The organism is Pedobacter sp. UBA5917, assembly GCF_002432345.1.
Lineage (GTDB): Bacteria > Bacteroidota > Bacteroidia > Sphingobacteriales > Sphingobacteriaceae > Pedobacter.
Genome location: NZ_DJDT01000223.1, coordinates 1 through 19,726, shown reverse-complemented (window position 1 = coordinate 19,726; position 19,726 = coordinate 1). Strand labels below are relative to the sequence as shown.

Here is a 19,726-nt window from a genome sequence, read left to right as displayed (position 1 = left end):
GTAAGTTTTCCACGAGCCATAAGTCCGTCCCCCTTTTTAAGGGGGTAGGGGGATGCAACATGCAATAGCTTAAAAATATGCAGGGTGGTGAAAAGCTGCGCAAACTAAACCAGAGTTGTCAACTTATATGCAATGTGCCTATTAAAAGTTGACAACTCGAGCAACCTTTCGCCCATAGCCCCGATAAAACGTAAAGCCCGGAGCGAGGCACGAGTGAGGACTTGGAGTGATAGCGGGACCGGAGCAAACCGAAGAACCACTGGCATTGCGCTCCAAAAAATTCACCCTATAAGGCATATAAGATCATGTAAGTATTCCACGAGCCATGAGTCCGTCCCCCTTTTTAAGGGGGTAGGGGGATGAAACATGCAATAGCTTAAAAAATATGAAGGGGATGAATAGCTGCGCAAACTAAACCAGAGTTGACAACTCTACTACAGTTAACCGGTTAACTAGCTTGGCGTTTGGCGACAATTAACCAGTTAACCGATTAACCAATTTATACAATTAACCATTCATCATAGCAAGGTTTGTAAGAATTAAAATTATATATTTATTATTGCGTTCTAATCATCCCCGATCTTATGCATAAACTTCTACTTGTTGTTTTAACCCTCTTTATGGGGTACCATGCCGCTGCTCAGGATTTATTGGGTATTCCACAGATTGTGAATTACAATAATGAGCAGTATAACGGCGGGATCCAGAACTGGGAGGTTAAACAGGATAAACACGGGATTTTATATTTTGGCAATAACGAAGGCCTGCTTACCTTTAACGGCAGGTACTGGAACCTTTACCGTTTGCCCAATTATACTTCGGTACGCTCTATAGGTATCGATTCGAAAAACAGGATTTATGTGGGCGGCCAGGATGAGTTCGGCTATTTTTATCCAAATGAGCATGGCATTTTAAAGTATACCTCTCTATTAAACCTTATTCCCGAAAACCTCCGCAAACTGGCCGATCTGTGGGATATCTCGGTGATCAATGATGAAGTATTTTTTAGGTCGGTAAATGCAATTCTGCATTATAAAGATGGGGTGGTAAAAAGTTATAAACTAAGTACCACCTGGCAATTTATGGGGATGGCCAACAAGAAGGTTTTTGCACAGAACCAACAGGTTGGGTTAATGGTATTCGACCACGATATGTGGAAGCCCTTTTGTACCGATACGGTTTTAAAACGTTTCTCTGTTACGGCTGTGTTGCCTTACGGGGGCGATACGCTGCTGGTTTCTACCTTAAAACGTGGTTTCTTTTTAATGATCAATAACAGGCTTGTACCATTAAAAACCAAACTCGACCCTGTTTTTTTTAACGACAGGGTATATTTCGTAAACCGGATTAACCAAAATTTATATGGTGTTGGTACTACATCGGGCGGTGTGTACATTATGAACAGGTATGGCGAACTGGTGCAGAAATACAATTACAGGGAGGGTTTGCAGAACAACAATGTGAGGGGGATTTTGCTCGATCGCGATAAGAATATGTGGTTGGCACTGGATGATGGGATTGCCTATGTGGCGATAAACAGCGCTGTTAAAAATATTTTCCCCGACCGCAATAAACAGATTACCAGTTACGCTTTCCGGAAATATAACCAGTCTATTTATATCGGCACCTCTAATGGTTTATATACAGCAAAACTGAATAGTACCAATCCCGATTTAAGTTATGCGGCCGCAAATTTTGAAGAGGTAAAAAATACGAAAGGGCAGGTGTGGGGTTTGGATGAGTTTAACAGCCGGTTATTGATGGCGCATGAGGACGGTACTTATCTGGTACGGGATAATAATGCCCAGTTGCTTTACAGTTTACCGGGTACCTGGATGTACCAGAGCATGGATAATGTTTACCCTAGCAGTGAGGTAATTGCCGGAACCTATTGGGGGCTTCAGAAACTGGTATATACAGGAGGCACCTTTACCAATGGCGGAAAAATTGAAGGATTAAGGGAAACCCTGCGCTTTATTGTGGCCGATAACAACAACCCCGATCACATCTGGGCCTCGCACCCATACCATGGCGTGTATAAAATAGAGTTAAAACCCGATCATAAAAGCATACTGCGTACCACCATGTTTACCGATAAGGATGGTTTGCCCTCTAAACTTTATAATTACGTATACCATATCAAAAACAGGGTGGTAATTGCTACGGTTAACGGGGTATACGAGTATGATGCCACTAAAAAGCGTTTCGTTCATCTAAAGTTACTTGGAAATGCATTAAACGGTATATCTATCCAGTATATGAAAGAAGATAACGATGGCAATATCTGGTTTGTAACCAATAAAAAAGTTGGCGTAATCGATTTTAAAAAGCCTGCCGGAGGAAATCCTTTCACCATATTTTACCTGCCGGAGCTTGATGGTAAGGTGGTTGGTGGTTTCGAATCGATTTATGCCTTTGATAGCAAAAACATATTTATCGGTGCCAATAAAGGGGCTTATCACGTAAATTATGATAAATATATTGAAAACATAACCAAGCCAAATGTGGTACTGGGCATGGTAAGGATATTTGGGAAGGAAGATAGCGTGGTTTTTGGTGGTTATTTTGTGAAAAAGGGTGAGATACAGGATAAGCAGAATGAGCAAAACCTGCCCGAATATGTAAACAGCTTAAACTCCATGCACTTCGAATACGCATCTACCCTGTTCGAACATGATAAAAATATCAAATTTAGCTATCAGTTGGTGGGCTTCGATCGCGAGTGGTCGGCATGGGCCACCAAAAGCGAAAAAGACTATACCAACTTACCTGCCGGGAGATATACCTTTAATGTAAAAGCGCAAACCGATGTGGGCAACGAGTCGGCAGTGGTAAGCTACAGTTTTGTGGTTTTACCGGCCTGGTACAATACCATATGGATGAAAATTGTTTACCTGATACTGATCGTTTTATTGATCAGGCTGATTATCAGGTGGCAAAAACGTAAACACATTAAAGAGCAGGAGCGGATGAGTTACCTCCACCAGCTGGAGCTCGACCGGAATGAAAAGGAAATTGTACGCCTGCAGAACGAAAAGCTTGAGGCTGATGTAAATTATAAGAACAAAGAGCTTTCTACCATGACCATGCATTTGGTACAGCGCGGTAAAGTACTGGCCAAAATTAAAGAAGTAATTTCTACGGTAATTAAAAACCACGATATCAGCGAAAGTTCGCCGAGCTTCAGGCATTTAATCAGGCTGATCAGGGATGTGGAAAAGAAAGATCAGGAACTCGATCACATGAGTGTGCACTTTAACCATGTTAATACCGAATTCTTTAATAAACTTAAAGACCTTTATCCTGATTTAAGCCAGAACGATTTAAAATTCTGTGCCTATTTATCGATGAATCTTTCGTCAAAAGAGATGGCGCAACTGATGAATGTAACCATTAAGGCCATAGAAGTTGGCCGTTACCGGTTAAGAAAAAAACTCCAGCTTAAGCCAGAAACGAATTTATATGAATTTCTGATCGAAATAGCCCGCCAAAAAGCCCCTTAATTCAATGTTTTTGTTACAATTGTAACAATTTGTGCTGTAATAATTTAACTTTCTGTTTATCAGTGCGTTTATGCATTTACTGTAGGGCTTATGTAGGCCTGTATTAAGCCTTTTTCCTCCAAATGAGGGCTAATGTATGGTTCGTGTAGTATCGCTAAATTGTGCGATTGTATTGCTCCTCTATAGATTTGGATTTTATAAAACGGGCACCCAAAGCCCACGGTGTTAACTAACCAAATATTAACTTAAAACTAAATTCTATGAGAGGAAGATTTACACTCGTATTCTTCATGTTCTGTTTCCTGGTATTTCCGATGGCCCTATTGGCGCAGGATATTCCCGTTACAGGAAAAGTAACAGAACAAAATGGTGATCCTTTACCGGGCGTAACAGTAAAGCTTGATGGAACAACCAAAGCTGCATCAACCGATGCCAATGGTGTTTTCAGCATCCAGGCTCCTGTTGGCGGAAAATTAACCATCAGCCTGATCGGGATGGCCCCACAAACGGTAACTGTTCCAGCAGGAGGCCGTATTAATATCGCTTTAAAAACCGATTCGAAAGATTTAACCGAGGTGGTTGTAGTAGGTTATGGTACGCAGAAAAAAGCGCTTGTAACCGGATCAATCTCCAGTGTTAAAGCAAAAGATCTCGAATCAATGCCTATTAACAGGGTAGAGCAAGCCCTGCAAGGTAGAACTTCAGGTTTAACCATTGCTTCGGGCAACGGTCAGCCAGGATCTGCATCAACAGTGAGGGTGAGGGGTTTTACCTCTTTTGCATCATCAGGTAATAACGATCCGCTTTGGGTTGTTGATGGTGTGATTGTAGATAACGGCGGTATTGGTTATTTAAATCAATCAGACATCGAATCTATTGAGGTTTTAAAAGATGCGGCTTCGCAGGCAATTTATGGTGCCAGGGCTGCTAACGGGGTAATTATTATTTCGACCAAAAAAGGTAAAGAAGGAAGATTATCTATAAATTACAATGGATTTTATGGTACACAGGCACCGGCTAAAAAGCTAAAACTGCTCAACGCAACCGAATATGCAACCATTAGGAATGAGGCATATACCAATAGCTATAATGCAGCTACCGATGGAACTTTTACACTTCCGTATGCAAATCCATCATCTTACGGAGAAGGTACCGATTGGCAATCAGTTGTTTTTAACGATGATGCCCGCAGGCAAACACACGAGTTTAGCGTTTCAGGCGGAACTGATAAATCTACGTTTTATACCTCATTTGGTTATATCGATCAGCAAGGTATCGTAGCTACACCGATTTCTAATTTTAACCGTGCCAACATCCGTATCAACTCAACTTTTAAGCCTGCCAAATGGATAAGCTTTGGTGAGAATTTAGGCTATAGCCATTCGGTTAACAGCTCTTTAGGTAATACCAATAGCGAGTTTGGCGGTCCTTTAAGTTCAGCAATCCATTTAGATCCGATTACACCGGTTATTCAAACCGATCCAACTGCACTAGGTAAATCTCCTTATACCATTGCAAATATTATAAGAGATCCGGCCACCGGTTTCCCTTATGGTATTTCGGGCCCTGTTGGTCAGGAAATGAGTAACCCATTGGCTTATATTCAAACCAGATTGGGTAACTATGGTTGGGACCACAACATTGTTGGTAATGCTTTCCTTGAAATTGAACCCATTAAGGATTTAAAATTCAGATCATCGCTGGGAACTAAAGTTGCTTTTTATGGTTCGGAATCTTTTACACCGTTATTCTGGTTAAGCCCTTCGAATACAAATACAAAGGCGAATTTCTATCGCGAGATGAATATGACCTTAAACTATAACTGGGAAAATACCATCAGCTACTCAAAAAGTTTTGGTAAACACCATGCATACGCTATTTTCGGTCAGGGTTATTACATGGATAACAATAACCGTGGTTTAAACGTAAGGTTTAACAACGTAATTGCACAGGATTTTTATCAGGGTAACTTAAATTATAAACCGGCTACAGCCGATATCCAGGGCGATGGTAGTGATGCCACCTTGCATGTTGTTAACTCTTTGTTTACACGTGTAACTTACGATTATGATGAAAAATATCTATTTACGGGTATTATCCGTCGTGATGGTTCTTCACGTTTTGGTACAAACAACAGGTTTGGTTACTTCCCTTCGGCCTCAGTGGGTTGGGTACCTTCAAAAGAAGGTTTCTGGAAAGAAAACAAGATCGTTAATTTCTTAAAATTACGTGGTAGTTACGGTATTACCGGAAACGACGCAATTGGTGATTTCAGTTATGTATCGTTGGTTAATAGCGGACGTAATTATACTTTTGGCACTACAGATGTGAGCACCATCGGATGGAGTCCGGCTGCGTTATCCAATCCTGATCTGAAATGGGAAGAAACCCACCAAACAGATATTGGTTTAGATGCCACCTTATTTAAGGATATCACGATTAGTGCTTCTTACTTCAAAAAGAAAACCATTGGCGTATTGCAAACACCTTCTATCCCGCTTTATTTGGGCGCAGCCGGTGGTGCCGCAGAAAATGTTGGCGATATGCAGAACACAGGTATCGAATTCGAGGTAGGTTACAAAAAGAAAATCGGAGAACTTAGTTTGGGTGTTAATGCCAATATCTCGACCCTGAAAAATAAGGTAACCAAGTTATTGCCTGGAAGAGAATTTATCGAAGATAATGCACAGAGCTTTCAGGGTATGGGTAACTTTACCCGTACCGGACTTGGACGTTCATTTAATGAGTTTTATGGATACGAAGCGATCGGTATTTTCCAGTCGCAGGCAGAAGTTAATGCTTATAAAGGACCAGGTGGTACAGTACTTCAACCTTCTGCAAAACCTGGAGATGTTAAATTTGCCAACTTAGATGGAAATGAAACAATCAATGCAAGCGACCGTACTTATTTGGGTAGTCCGCTTCCGAAATATACATACGGTATCACCATTAATCTGGCATATAAAAACTTTGATTTTGTTGCCTTCGGAAACGGTGTAGGTGGAAATATGATCTTCCAGGGATTAAGACGTTTGGATGTGACTTATGGAAACTGGCAAAAATCAATTCTTGATAGATGGACACCTTCAAACACAGCAACCGATATTCCGCGTGTTGCAGATAAGGATCTTAACGGAAATTATACCAAATTCTCTAAAAATTATTTGGAAAAAGGAGATTACTTCCGTTTAAAAACCCTTCAAATAGGTTATAATCTTCCACTTAATGTTACTAAAAAAATTGGTGCACAAAAAGTTCGGGTATACCTGATGAGTGAAAACCTTTGGACAATTACAAAATATACAGGTTATGATCCCGAAATCGGTGGAACTGTACTGGGTGTAGATAGGGGTATTTATCCGCAGGCCCGTTCGTTTATGGTAGGTTTAAATGTTGGATTCTAAAAAAAATTAAAATGAAAAAGAATATTTTAGCTATTGCAGCCCTTTTAACTGCTTCTCAACTAATAGTTTCTTGTCAAAAACAGTTGGATGTAAATCCGCGTGAACGTATTCTGGAGACAAGTTATTATCAAACCCAGCAGCAGGCTTTTACTGGCTTGGTAGCTGTTTACGATCAATTGGGTAACCAATCAAGTGGATACCTTACCAAACTTAATTTATTTAGTTCTGCATCGGATGACCATTTTGCCGGTGCCGATTCTCCATCGGATTTAGGAGATATGCAGGCAATGAATAACTATACGGTAAACTCATTGTCGGGCGCCCCTAGTTATTTATGGAGCAAGGGCTTTACCGGTGTTTACCGTGCTAATGTTTTATTGAAAAAAATAGAAGGTATTAGTATGGATGCTGCAACCAAAGCAAGGTATATTGCCGAGGCTAAAGCATTACGCGCTATATTTTATTTTGATCTAGTGCGTATCTTCAAAAATATACCATTAATATTAACACCGGTAGAGCCTTCTGCTATGTTCGATGTTACTCAGGTAGCCCCTGCAGATGTTTATAAACAGATAGAAACAGATTTAACAGAATCGTTATCTGCTCTTCCGGTAACCATCCCTACTGCTGATGCAGGACGTTTAAATCAAGGTGCGGTTCATGCCGTTTTAGGTAAGGTTTATTTATGGCAACAAAAATGGGGACCAGCTGCAACTGAGTTTGCAACAGTTAACGGTACTGCACCGGGAGCGAGTACTTACGGCTATAAATTGTTAACAAACTTTGCCGATCTGTGGAACTGGAAAAACAAATTCAATTCAGAATCTATCTTAGAACTTAGCTACAATACCACCTCAAACATGGGTTGGAGCAATGTTGGTAGCCGTGAGGGTAATGTGATGGGTATTTTGGTAGGACCACGTAACTATGTACCTGTAATTGCTGCAAAAGCACCAGACTATGTTTCGGGTTGGAGCGTTATGCCAATAACCAAAGAATTATTTGATTTAATCCACTTCGATCCGCGTAACAAACCTACAGTTGCCAATTTAGATAGTTTGGAAAAGGCAGGTATTGTAACCTATAAACATGCCAATGATAATACCGGATATTTTGTTGAGAAATATGCAGGAAGGGTTTCTACAAAAGCAGCTGTTGGCCAGTTAGAATTAAACTTTGGTCAGAATATGTACGAAATACGTTTGGCCGATACATACTTAATGGAAGCCGAAGCATTATTGAAAAGCGGTGCAGCAGTTGGTGCAGGTAGCAGGGCTTATATTTTCTTAAATGCGGTAAGGGCCCGTGTAGGTTTAAATCCTGTTGAAGTAACCATGGATAATATAATGAAAGAAAGACGCCTTGAACTGGTAGCCGAAGGACAAAGGTGGTTTGATTTGGTTAGATGGGGACTTGCCCCAAGTAAACTGGCCTTTAAAGGATTCCAGGCAAATAAAAATGAAACTTTGCCGATTCCACAGGCAGAGCTGAACAACACCAAAATTCTTCAAAGCAAAGAGTGGGGTGGAACAAAATAAAATGCTCACCATCTAAATACGCTTAAAGTTTAATTGTCAACAGGGAGAAAGCTAAACCTTTCTTCCTGTTTTTTTAATCCGAACCATATTTTTTTCTATGCCATCTACAAAAACCTTTCAACTTTTAGCTGCCTGCCTGATTACCTGTTCATCGCTTTCGGCTATTGCACAAAACCGGGCCGATGTTTGGTTAACCAAAGCCGATCGCTCTGCTTTATTTACCAAACAGGCAACAGGCTTAAATTTCTCAACGGCAAAAAACAATCTGCCAACCATCGTAATCAATGAAAAGGAAACTTTTCAGCATATAGATGGATTTGGTTATGCCTTAACCGGCGGCAGTGCACAGCATATTGTTAAAATGTCGGCACAGGCAAGGGCTGCACTATTAAAAGAACTGTTTGCCACCGATGGCAATAACATTGGCGTAAGTTATATCCGCCTCAGTATCGGTGCTTCTGATTTAAACGAAAAAGTATTTTCTTATAACGACCTTCCCGAAGGGCAGACCGATTTAACACAGGCAAAATTTGATTTAGGGCCTGATAAAACGGATGTGATTCCGGTAATGAAGGAGATCCTTGCAATAAACCCAAAAATAAAAGTGATGGGCTCGCCATGGTCTCCTCCCTTATGGATGAAAACCACTTACGATGCCCGTGGAGGCATGTTAAAGCCCGAATACTACGATGCCTATGCCAAATACCTGGTGCGTTATGTCCAGGAAATGCAGAAACAGGGTATCGCTATTGATGCAATTACCGTTCAGAACGAGCCTTTACATCCGGGTAATAACCCAAGTTTGCTGATGGTTGCACCAGACCAGGCGCTTTTTATAAAGAAATTCCTGGGGCCGGCTTTTGAGAAAGCCAACCTTAAAACCAAAATTATCATATACGATCATAATGCCGACAGGCCCGATTATCCGATCACCATTCTGGATGATCCCCAGGCTAAAAAATATATCGATGGCTCAGCTTTTCACCTCTACGGTGGTAAAATTGATGCTTTGAGCGATGTACACGATGCCCATCCTGATAAAAACATCTACTTTTCGGAACAGATGGTGGTAGAGCAGCCAAACTCGACAGATATTAACATTGTAAATCCCGTTAGGCGGTTAATTATCGGCGCTACCCGCAACTGGAGCAAAACCGTACTCGAATGGAACCTTGCTGCCGACCCTGAAAATAAACCCTATACCGATAGGGGAGGCTGCCCGATGTGCCAGGGAGCGGTAACCATTGATAAAGATAATTACAGCCGGAACCTTGCCTTTTTTTCTGTTGCACATGCCTCTAAATTTGTGCGTCCGGGTTCGGTGCGTATTGCCTCAAACGATTTAACCGACCTGCCGAACGTGGCATTTAAAACACCCGATGGAAAACATGTTTTAATTGTGGCGAACAGTGGAAAAAATGCTGCCGGATTTAACATCAGTATTAACGGTAAAACACTTGTTGCTGCGCTCGATAAAGGATCTGTAGCAACGTATACCTGGTAATTATCTAAAACCTAAGCTTATTTTTTATGACTTTAACAAAATCAACTTTATATATTTTTCTGCTCTCTCTCGTTTCGTTTACAGGCTTTGGTCAAGGGTTTTTAAAGGCCGATGGAAAAAAAATAGTAAACGAAAAAGGCGAAAATGTGCTCCTCCGTGGCATTGGTTTAGGCGGTTGGATGCTGCAGGAAGGCTATATGCTTAAAATCAACAAAGAATCGCAGCAGTACCGGATCCGCGAACGTATTGAAGAATTAATGGGGCCGAAACAGACGCAGGAATTTTACGATACCTGGCTGGCCAACCATACCCGTAAAATTGATGTTGATTCGATGAAACGGTGGGGTTTTAACTCCATCCGTTTGCCCATGCATTACAATTTATATACCCTGCCGGTTGATAAAGAACCCGTTGCAGGCCAAAATACCTGGTTGGAAAAAGGCTTTGCTTTAACCGATAGCCTGTTGGCATGGTGTAAGGCCAATAAAATGTACCTGATTTTGGATTTACATGCTGCACCCGGCGGACAGGGCAATGATGTAAATATTGCCGACCGCGATCCATCAAAACCATACCTGTGGGATAGCGAAGCCAACCAGGCGAAAACAATTGCACTCTGGAAAAAACTGGCCGAGCGTTATAAAAATGAACCTTATATCGGTGCTTACGATATTTTGAACGAACCGAACTATGGTTTCGAAAATCCAACGGAAGATAAAAACGGAACAAAGGAAAAAAACAATGCCCCTTTAAGAAAATTAATGGTCGAGCTTACCAAAGCTATCCGCGAGGTAGATCAGAAACACATCATCATCATCGAAGGTAATGGCTGGGGCAATAATTACAATGGTATTTTCCCGGTTTGGGATAAAAATATGGTATTGAGCTACCATAAATACTGGAATTTTAATGATCAGAACTCCATTGCACATATCATCAAGGCCCGCGATGAACAGAATGTTCCGGTTTGGCTGGGCGAAACCGGCGAAAATTCCAACACATGGTTTACCGATGCCATTCATCTTTTGGAGAAAAACAATATAGGTTGGTCGTGGTGGCCGTTAAAAAAGATCGGTTCCAATAACCCGATGGAAATTAAATCGAACCCCAATTACGATGCGCTGGTAAAGTATATGAACAATGGCGGCAATAAACCGAAAGATAGCAACGTATACAGTGGTTTAATGGAACTGGCCATTTATGCTAAACTCGAAAATACCATTATCCACCGCGATGTAATCGATGCGATGATACGCCAGCCCTTTAGTAACGAAACCAAGCCTTTTAAAGCTAATTTGGTAAAAGATAAAAGCATTATTTATGCGGTTGATTATGATCTGGGCAGAAATGGTTTTGCTTATTTTGATACCGATACAGCCGATTATCATACCTCAACCGGTAAGTGGGGTGCAGGCAACCGCGGCAGGATTTACCGCAACGATGGTGTAGACATTGCAAAAGATTCTATCCAGTACGAAAAGTATTATGTAAACCATATCGAAAATGGAGAATGGCTGCAATACACCGTAAATGTTGCACAAAAGGGTGTTTATACACTTAAAATTAATGCTGCAGCTGATCAGGCTACCGGTAGGATTTCTATTTTTATTGATGGTAAAGAGGTAGCAAAAGATGTTGCTGTACCTAATACAGGGGGGGCGAAGAAATTTGCAACATTCGAAATCAAGAATATTGCTTTAAAGGCAGGTAAACAAAAAATTAAAGTACTGGCAGCTACGGGAGGATATAATTTTAGCTATATTCAGTTCGTAAAATAAAAACAAAACATACATCTTGAAAGGCACAAAACGAATCCTGGTTATTTTGGGGGCAATGGCTATTGCCATCGTAATCCTTTCGAGATGTATGAACGTTGCCGATCAGCTGCCTAAAGATATCAGGGGCGAAGCCTACACCGGAGCGGCCACCTGTATTAAATGCCATAAAGATTTATCCAGCTCCTATGCCCACAGTGCACATGGTTTAACTTCTAAACCTGTTGTAGACGCCGCACTGCTAAAGATTTTTGCACCTGATTCGAACAGTTTTACATTTGATCCACATCAAAAAGTGGTGATCGAAAAAAGGGACAGCGGAATTTTTCAGGTCGCCTATCGGGATGGCAAAGCTGTACGTGCCCAAAAATTCGATATCCAGTTTGGTTCAGGCGAAAAGGCTTATACCTATACTTATTGGCAGGGTAAAAAAATGTACGAATTGCCTTTATCTTATTTTGCGGCTATCCGTAATTGGGCCATCAGCCCGGGCTTTCCAAAACAAACCTTTTATTACGATAGGGCCATTACGAGCAGGTGTTTAGAGTGCCATGCGTCTTATGTAGAAAAAAAGGTAACCCAAAAATCAGCCTTTGTAATGGACGAGGAAATGGAACGTGGATCGATAATTTATGGTATTGATTGCGAGCGTTGCCATGGGCCCGGCAAACAGCATGTGGTATTCCATACGGAAAATCCTGAAGAGAAAACCGCAAAATTTATTACCATTTATAAAACACTGTCGCGCAAGCAGAAAATGGATGTTTGCGGCGTTTGCCATTCTGGCAATACATTGGTTGCGCAGCGCTCGGTATTTGGCTTTGAACCCGGCGATGATCTGGACGCGTATTACTCGCAGGATTTTGTGGGCTTTGGCGGCGGTAATCCCGATGTGCATGGTAACCAGACCACCATGTTGATGGGAAGCAACTGTTATCGGAAAAGCGAAAACATGACCTGCCAATCGTGCCACAATACGCACGAAAATATTAAAGGTAATTTAAGCATTTATTCGCAGCGCTGTATCAGTTGCCATCAAACTACTAAACACAGCCCAGCAACCTTGGCAAAGGGTTCGCTCACTACAAATTGCATCGATTGCCATATGCCGAAAGAGCCTTCAAAGCTGATCACTTTCCAACAGGCGGGCAAAGATCATTTAAGTGCCTATATGCTGCGGTCACACCATATTGCCATTTATCCCGTTAATAAGAAATAAAAACCAAACCGGTATTAAGAAATCATCCATCCTCCGTTAAACGGACTTTGATTTCGTACATTTGGTTTCCATCTTAAAATTAGATAGTTGCCGATATGCTCATAAAACACTACTTAACTTTATTCCTTCTTTTTTTCAGTACGTCTATTTTTGCGCAGAATAAATTTACCCTAAGTGGTACCATCCGCGATGCGGCCACAGGCGAAACCCTGATCGGGGCAACGGTGAGGATTTCGGGCGCATCAACAGCGGCTACCCTTACCAATAACTATGGTTATTTCGCCTTAACCCAGCCTGAAGGCACTTATACCGTTGCGATAAGTTATACCGGTTATCCTTCGGTGGTAAAAACCATTAACTTAACAAAAGATATCAAGTTAAACGAAGAGTTAAAAAGCGCCAACGATTTGGCCGAAGTAACCGTAAGCGCCAATAACCGTAAAAATGAAAATGTAAAAAGTGCACAGATGGGATTGGAGCGGATCGATATGAAAGCGCTCAATTCTATTCCGGTTTTATTGGGCGAAAAAGATATTTTAAAAACCATCCAGTTGTTGCCCGGTGTAAAATCGGGAGGTGAGGGGAATACAGGCTTTTATGTGCGTGGTGGTGCTGCCGATCAGAACCTGATCATCCTTGATGAGGCCGTGGTATATAATTCATCCCATCTGCTCGGCTTTTTCTCTACTTTTAATGCCGATGCCATTAAAGATGTAAGCCTCTACAAAGGCGGTATGCCGGCACAATATGGTGGACGTTTATCGTCAGTTTTAGACGTTAAAATGGACGATGGGAACAATAAGGAATTTAAATTTCAGGGTGGCCTCGGGCTTATTGCTTCACGCTTAAAAGCCGAAGGACCTATTGTAAAAGACAGGGGCTCTTTTATGGTGAGTTTCCGCCGTACCTATATCGATCTGTTCCTGCGCTCTTCGCCTGATTCGACAGTAAACGGAAGTACCCTTAATTTTTACGATATCAATGCAAAAGCCAACTACAAAATCAACGATCGGAATACCATTTATATTTCGGGCTATTTTGGTAAGGATAATATAGGGGTAAAAGATCTTTTCGAGAACAACTGGGGCAATGTAACCACCACCATCCGCTTAAACCACATTTTTAGCGACCGTTTGTTTTCTAATACTTCTTTAATTTATAACAACTATAATTATACCGTTAGGCTGTTAAACGATGCAACAAACTTTAAGGCCACATCATTAGTCCGCGATTTTAACTTTAAGGAAGATTTTCAGTATTTCAGCAATAAACATATCCTAAGGTTTGGAATAAATGCAACACAGCACCGTATTTCACCGATTGATATTGATAGCGATGAGGCTTCGCAGGTAAATTCACTTTCGCAAGAAAGGCGCTATGGCATTGAATCAGCCGCTTATATTTCGGATGAGTGGGCTGTTAACGAACATTTGAATTTTTTATACGGTGTGCGTTTGGCTGCATTTTCATTAATGGGCCCCGGCAATTTCAGCAATTATGATGCAGATGGAAATATCACATCAACAGAAAATGTAGCTAAAGGAAAATTTTATAAGAGTTATTTTAACCTCGAGCCACGTTTCTCGGTAAGTTATCTCTTTAACGAGCAGAACTCCATCAAAGCTTCTTACAACCGCAATACGCAGAACGTACATATTTTAACCAATGCTACTTCGAGTTCGCCAACCGATCAGTATGTGTTGAGCAGTAATAACATCAGGCCCGAAATTGCCGATCAGGTAGCTTTGGGTTATTTTAAGAATATCCAGGATAACAACTATGAACTTTCGGCAGAGGTTTATTACAAATGGCTGCAGAACCAGATTGATTACAAAAATGCCGCAGAGCTATTGGCCAATACCAATGTAGAATCCGAGCTGTTGTATGGAGTAGGTAGGGCCTACGGGTTGGAGTTGTTTTTTAAGAAGAAATTTGGCAAACTGAACGGCTGGCTGGGCTATACCTTATCGCGTACCGAACGCAAATTTACGGAATTGAACAACGGTAAGTATTTTCCTGCAAGGCAGGATCGTACACACGATATTTCGGTAGTGGGTATTTATAACATGACGAAACGCTGGACTTTCTCTTCGAGTTTTATTTACAGTACCGGTAATGCGGTAACCTATCCGGCAGGGAAATATAGTATTGGCGGGCAGATGGCCTATTATTACACGCAGCGCAACGCCGGCCGGATGCCCTACAACATGCGTTTGGATGTGAGTGCCACTTTAGAAGGAAAACCTGGAAAGAAATACCAGTCGAGCTGGAATTTTGGGGTATATAACTTATTGGGAAGAAAAAATCCTTACTCCATCGAATTTATCACCGATCCGGAAAATCCGAGTAAAACAGCTGCCCAACAAACTTCCCTTTTTGGTCTTATCCCATCCATTACCTGGAACTTTAAATTTTAAAGCCATGAAAAAACTGATTATATACTTTTCGCTGCTCTCTTTTTGTTTTACCGGTTGCAAAAAAATCATTTCCATTGATACCGAAAATGCCGATCCGCAGATCGTAATAGAAGGTAAAATTAATGATCAACTGATCGATCAGCAGATTAAGATCAGCAAAACCATCGGTTATACCGAAGTTAATGTTTTTCCGAAAGTTTCGGGTGCAAGCGTAACCGTAACCGATAGTAAAGGGAACAGTTATGTTTTTAAGGAAAGTACAACACCCGGAACTTATACCAATAGGATGAGAGGTGCACCGGGTGTTACCTATAATTTAAAAGTTACTTCCGAAGGGCAAACTTATACCGCCAGTTCGAAAATGCCCAATGTGGTTAAAATGGATTCGATCGGGGTGATCAAAAACTTTTTCTTTGGCAGGGAACGCAAAACGGCAGCCGTGTTTTTAAAAGACCCCATAAACGAAACCAATTTTTATCACTTTAACCTGTATGTAAACGATGTAATGTCGGAACGTTTTTATGTAAACAACGACCGGTTAACAAATGGAAATGATTTGAGGATACAGTTGTTTTTTAAACCGCCTACCAATGATCACGATAGTGATGAGTTGAACTCCAACGATAAGATCAGGATAGAGATGGAGTGCATTGATTCGAATATTTTCGATTATTGGTATGCTTTAAGTCAGCAATCCAACCGCGGACCAAACCAGGGCACAACCCCAGCTAATCCAACATCCAATATTTCGAACCAGGCATTGGGCTATTTCAGTGCGAATACCTACCAGGTTATTTCGGCTACGGTAAAATAATCTAAGCAATTAATTGAGGAAGTTTAAAAACACCATTAGTGGTTTTTACTGTTAAACAAGAATGAAAGTATTTATAAGTGGCAACATTGCTCCGGTTGGATTAAAAGAACTGGAAGAAAATAATATTTCGATTACCCAATGGAAAGAAAACAGGCAGATTACACCTGAAGAACTGATCGAAGCCTGCCAGGGGCAGGATGGCCTGATCAGTGTTGGACCGAATAAGATCGATGCACCGTTTTTAAAAGCCTGTAGCCATTTAAAAGTGGTTGCGCTACACTCAGTAGGTTATGATAATGTTGATGTGGCTGCGGCAAAAGCTTTGAATATCCCAATCGGGAATACGCCTGGCGTACTCAGCGCCGCAACTGCCGATACTGCTTTTTTATTAATGCTTGCCGTATCCAGGAAAGCCTTTTATGCTCATCAAAAAATTATTAAAGGCGAATGGAAAAATTATGAGCCAACTCCTGAGCTTGGCATCGAAATACAGGGTAAAACGCTTGGCATTTTCGGTATGGGGAAAATTGGTTTAGAGATGGCCAAAAAATGTATTGGCGCTTATCAGATGCAGGTTATTTATCATAACCGATCGCGTAATGAGGCTGCAGAGAAAGAAATAGGGGCCAAATATGTATCGTTCGAAGAACTTTTGGCCCTGAGCGATGTACTTTCTGTACATACAGCACTTACGCCTGATACCAAAAATAAATTTACCCTTGATGTATTTAAACAGATGAAACGCAATTCCATCTTCATCAACACCGCAAGGGGAGGCATCCATAATGAAAAAGACCTGATAGCGGCTTTAGAAGAAAAACTAATATGGGGAGCAGGTTTGGATGTTACCAACCCCGAACCAATGGATAAGGATAATCCTTTACTAATGATGGAAAACGTTGCCATACTGCCGCATATCGGCTCTGCCACCGAAGAAACCCGTATAGCCATGGCACAGATTATTGTAAAGAATATCTTGGCCGGACTTCAAGGAGAGAAGTTACCTTACGAGGTATGATGGATGATGTAAGATGGAAAATGTGAGATGGAAAATGTGAGATGGATGATAGGCATGGCGGCAAATCCCATCAATATTCTATCGTTTCAGGTCTAATTACCTTTGTTTACGGAGGAGTGACTTGTCAGTCTGAGCTTGTTGAAGACCTTTTATAATAGAAAACAAAAAACATTTATCCTTCGACAGGCTCAGGATGGCAATGTTTTTTGTTTTCAAACTAAGTTATTCTGATTAGGAGTTAATCGAATAAACCAATGACCAGTTATTCAGTAATCAGTTGGCAATGAACAGTTAACCGATTTAAACAATTAACCAGTTAATCAATTAATCAGTTTACAGTTTACAGTTGGCAGTTTGCAGTTAACAATTTAACAATCCTACAATTAAATAATGACCAGTTAACCAGTTGTTCAGTATTCAGTTGGCAGTTTGCAATGAACAGTTAACCGATTTAAACAATTAACCAGTTAACCCTTCATCCATCCTACTTAACCGTATATCTCAATATCGATCTTCCTAAATTTCCGTTAGCATCAATACCTTCGATAATCACCTTGTACTGACCTTTGCCATCTGCATTGTAATATTCGAAAGAGGCGTTTCCTGTTGCATCGGTTATAACTTTAGGGTTCCAGTAAATGGTTGTCCTTAAATCGTTGCGGTTCATGCTTGCAGGCACATCATATTTTGGCGAATAGAATTGTCTCTCTTTGTTGTAACCCTGTGGAGAGAAAGTAAGCTCGTAGTATTTTGGAAGCATATCCATTAACTGGGCTTTAGAGATTTTAGTGCCTTTTGGTGCTTTTTTCTGGTTAAATACGATTACCCCGTTTACATTGTTTGCACGGTTTACCAAACCCAGGTCATCCCTTAAAAATATTTCAACCGATTCGATCTGGTTGGCATCAAGCGTATTGATCTGGTTTACATCAACGTTCATTCCATTGATAAAAATACCCATCGGAATTTTCTTGCCCTGGTTGTAATCCCTGCTTACATAAAAGTTGTTATCTACAAAGGTTACACCGGCCAGCATGCCCTGTAAACAGTTAATTAAAAGCCCACAGCCTTTTAACCTGTCGCCACTGATTTCGTGATCTGCCATTTGGCTAAGTCCGCTTAATGCAGGGTAATCTTTATGACTTACCTTTGGTACCACTGCGGCTTTAATGTTTACATCTTTTAAGGTATGCAGGTAAGCATACTGCCTTTTGCTGTTATCCAGGTAACTGGTTAAAGCACTATCAATATTTAGAACCTCTTCTGCAGCACTAAAATTTCGGGTAAGGGTAGGGGCAGGTGTACCGTTTATGCTCAAGGTCATGTTTTTATAATTCACATTGTACTTGGCTGTAACGGTAACTTTCGACGAATCGTTAAATACCAGGTTCGGGAATTTAAAGTTTCCGACAGGATCGGTAGTCCCTTCCAAATTGAAACGTTTATCTGGAATACTCAATAATAAAGCACCTTTTCTAACCGGAATACCATTATTCTGACGTAAAATACCGGAAACTTCGATACCCTGTTCAGGAAGGAAATCGATTTTTGGCAGTTTACTGGCAAAAATATCGCTGTATTTAAAGCTGCGGTATCCTTGTGTAAGCAATAACACATCTAAATCGGCATTTTTCTTTGCATCCGGTGCATTAAAGTAGTAGTTGGCTTTTTCGATATATCCCTTAACATCGCTGCTTAACAATAAGCCCGTTAAAATGGTACTGGTTGCATCTTCGCTTGAAGGTACTTTGGTTTCGTCTACTACCGCAACCGAGAAGCTGCCTTCAACAGGTGCGCCATCTTTTTTGGCGGCTACATTGATTTTTACCTTTTTCTTAACCCCATAAGCAGGTGCTGCGGTAGTTAAAGCTACTGCCATGGTATTTTTATGCTGCACAAAAACCAATCTTTCGCTTAGCGGTTTGCCAAATTCGTTAAATAGGGTAAACTGGGCAATCCCATTTGGGAATTTAGATTTAAGCACAGTGCTATTGTATTCCTTGTTCGATAATGTGGTTTGTGCGCCATAACATACTACGCCTTTACTCTGTGCAACCAAAAAAAGTTTTTTACCCTGGTATTCCTGAAAAAAAGCATCATTGGCCGCTATTTTAATCCCGATCTGATCTGCATTGCTGTTATCGATATTTACGGCAACACCGTTTGCAGCAACAGCAGGCAGGTTATAGGTTTGTGTAGTTCCATCTGCGTAGGTAACTGCTGCCTTATAAGTTTTTCCGGTTTCTGCAGCCAGATTGAAACTGCCCATACCCAAATGCTGCGCGGTAAAAGTAGCTACGGTTTTACCATCGCTATCGGTTACCGTACCTTTAGAGCTGATGCCCAAACCATCACTTTTAATGGCTTTAAAGGCGACCTTGTTGGTTAAACCTGCAATTAAGCTTCCTCCCTCCGGAAAAAACTGGAAATCTTTACTTAAAATCGCATTTTTAAGTGGAAATGAATTCGTGGCCAGATCCTTATCGGTGGTATTGATGCTGGTAACCAGTTCGCCTTTCTGTAATTGATATTCA

General features: G+C 41.0%; 10 protein-coding genes. 9 read left to right on the top strand and 1 reads right to left on the bottom strand.

Annotation, left to right across the window (positions count from 1 at the left end):
* Window positions 1–584 precede the first annotated feature (584 nt).
* From B2V92_RS14940 to B2V92_RS14900, 9 genes are all read left to right on the top strand, one after another.
* The gene (locus B2V92_RS14940; protein WP_293309503.1) at window positions 585–3,503 is read left to right on the top strand and encodes a triple tyrosine motif-containing protein; all 2,919 of its coding nucleotides are present in this window, start codon (window positions 585–587) and stop codon (window positions 3,501–3,503) included.
* Window positions 3,504–3,763: 260 nt separating this feature from the next.
* Window positions 3,764–6,907, top strand: a complete 3,144-nt coding sequence (locus B2V92_RS14935) for a SusC/RagA family TonB-linked outer membrane protein (protein WP_293309501.1) — start codon at window positions 3,764–3,766, stop codon at window positions 6,905–6,907.
* Between the two features lie 11 nt (window positions 6,908–6,918).
* Window positions 6,919–8,445: a RagB/SusD family nutrient uptake outer membrane protein gene (locus B2V92_RS14930; protein ID WP_293309499.1), complete on the top strand. Its 1,527-nt coding sequence runs from the start codon at window positions 6,919–6,921 to the stop codon at window positions 8,443–8,445.
* 97 nt (window positions 8,446–8,542) lie between these two features.
* Window positions 8,543–9,949, top strand: a complete 1,407-nt coding sequence (locus tag B2V92_RS14925) for a glycoside hydrolase family 30 protein (protein ID WP_293309497.1) — start codon at window positions 8,543–8,545, stop codon at window positions 9,947–9,949.
* A 26-nt stretch (window positions 9,950–9,975) separates the two neighbouring features.
* Window positions 9,976–11,727 (top strand): cellulase family glycosylhydrolase, encoded by a 1,752-nt coding sequence (locus B2V92_RS14920; protein WP_293309495.1) that lies wholly within the window; start codon window positions 9,976–9,978, stop codon window positions 11,725–11,727.
* Window positions 11,728–11,743: 16 nt separating this feature from the next.
* Window positions 11,744–12,943 carry a multiheme c-type cytochrome gene (locus tag B2V92_RS14915; RefSeq protein ID WP_293309493.1) on the top strand — a complete coding sequence of 400 codons (1,200 nt, stop codon included), beginning with the start codon at window positions 11,744–11,746 and terminating at the stop codon, window positions 12,941–12,943.
* A gap of 95 nt (window positions 12,944–13,038) precedes the next feature.
* Window positions 13,039–15,360, top strand: a complete 2,322-nt coding sequence (locus B2V92_RS14910; protein WP_293309491.1) for a TonB-dependent receptor — start codon at window positions 13,039–13,041, stop codon at window positions 15,358–15,360.
* A gap of 4 nt (window positions 15,361–15,364) precedes the next feature.
* On the top strand, window positions 15,365–16,174 hold the full coding sequence (locus B2V92_RS14905; protein ID WP_293309489.1) for a DUF4249 domain-containing protein: 810 nt from the start codon (window positions 15,365–15,367) through the stop codon (window positions 16,172–16,174).
* Between the two features lie 61 nt (window positions 16,175–16,235).
* Complete coding sequence (locus tag B2V92_RS14900; RefSeq protein WP_293309487.1) at window positions 16,236–17,192, top strand: 2-hydroxyacid dehydrogenase; 957 nt, start codon at window positions 16,236–16,238, stop codon at window positions 17,190–17,192.
* A 484-nt stretch (window positions 17,193–17,676) separates the two neighbouring features.
* Here the strand turns inward: B2V92_RS14900 and B2V92_RS14895 are convergent.
* Window positions 17,677–19,726, bottom strand: a 2,050-nt coding sequence (locus B2V92_RS14895) for a carboxypeptidase regulatory-like domain-containing protein (protein ID WP_293309485.1), incomplete at its 5' end; no start/stop codon positions are given.

What these genes read in the sequence shown, in the direction of transcription:
- B2V92_RS14900 (WP_293309487.1), top strand. Translation starts at nt 16,236, where the DNA reads ATGAAAGTATTTATAAGTGGCAACATTGCTCCGGTTGGATTAAAAGAA.
- B2V92_RS14930 (WP_293309499.1), top strand. Translation starts at nt 6,919, where the DNA reads ATGAAAAAGAATATTTTAGCTATTGCAGCCCTTTTAACTGCTTCTCAA.
- B2V92_RS14940 (WP_293309503.1), top strand. Translation starts at nt 585, where the DNA reads ATGCATAAACTTCTACTTGTTGTTTTAACCCTCTTTATGGGGTACCAT.
- B2V92_RS14935 (WP_293309501.1), top strand. Translation starts at nt 3,764, where the DNA reads ATGAGAGGAAGATTTACACTCGTATTCTTCATGTTCTGTTTCCTGGTA.
- B2V92_RS14910 (WP_293309491.1), top strand. Translation starts at nt 13,039, where the DNA reads ATGCTCATAAAACACTACTTAACTTTATTCCTTCTTTTTTTCAGTACG.
- B2V92_RS14920 (WP_293309495.1), top strand. Translation starts at nt 9,976, where the DNA reads ATGACTTTAACAAAATCAACTTTATATATTTTTCTGCTCTCTCTCGTT.
- B2V92_RS14905 (WP_293309489.1), top strand. Translation starts at nt 15,365, where the DNA reads ATGAAAAAACTGATTATATACTTTTCGCTGCTCTCTTTTTGTTTTACC.
- B2V92_RS14925 (WP_293309497.1), top strand. Translation starts at nt 8,543, where the DNA reads ATGCCATCTACAAAAACCTTTCAACTTTTAGCTGCCTGCCTGATTACC.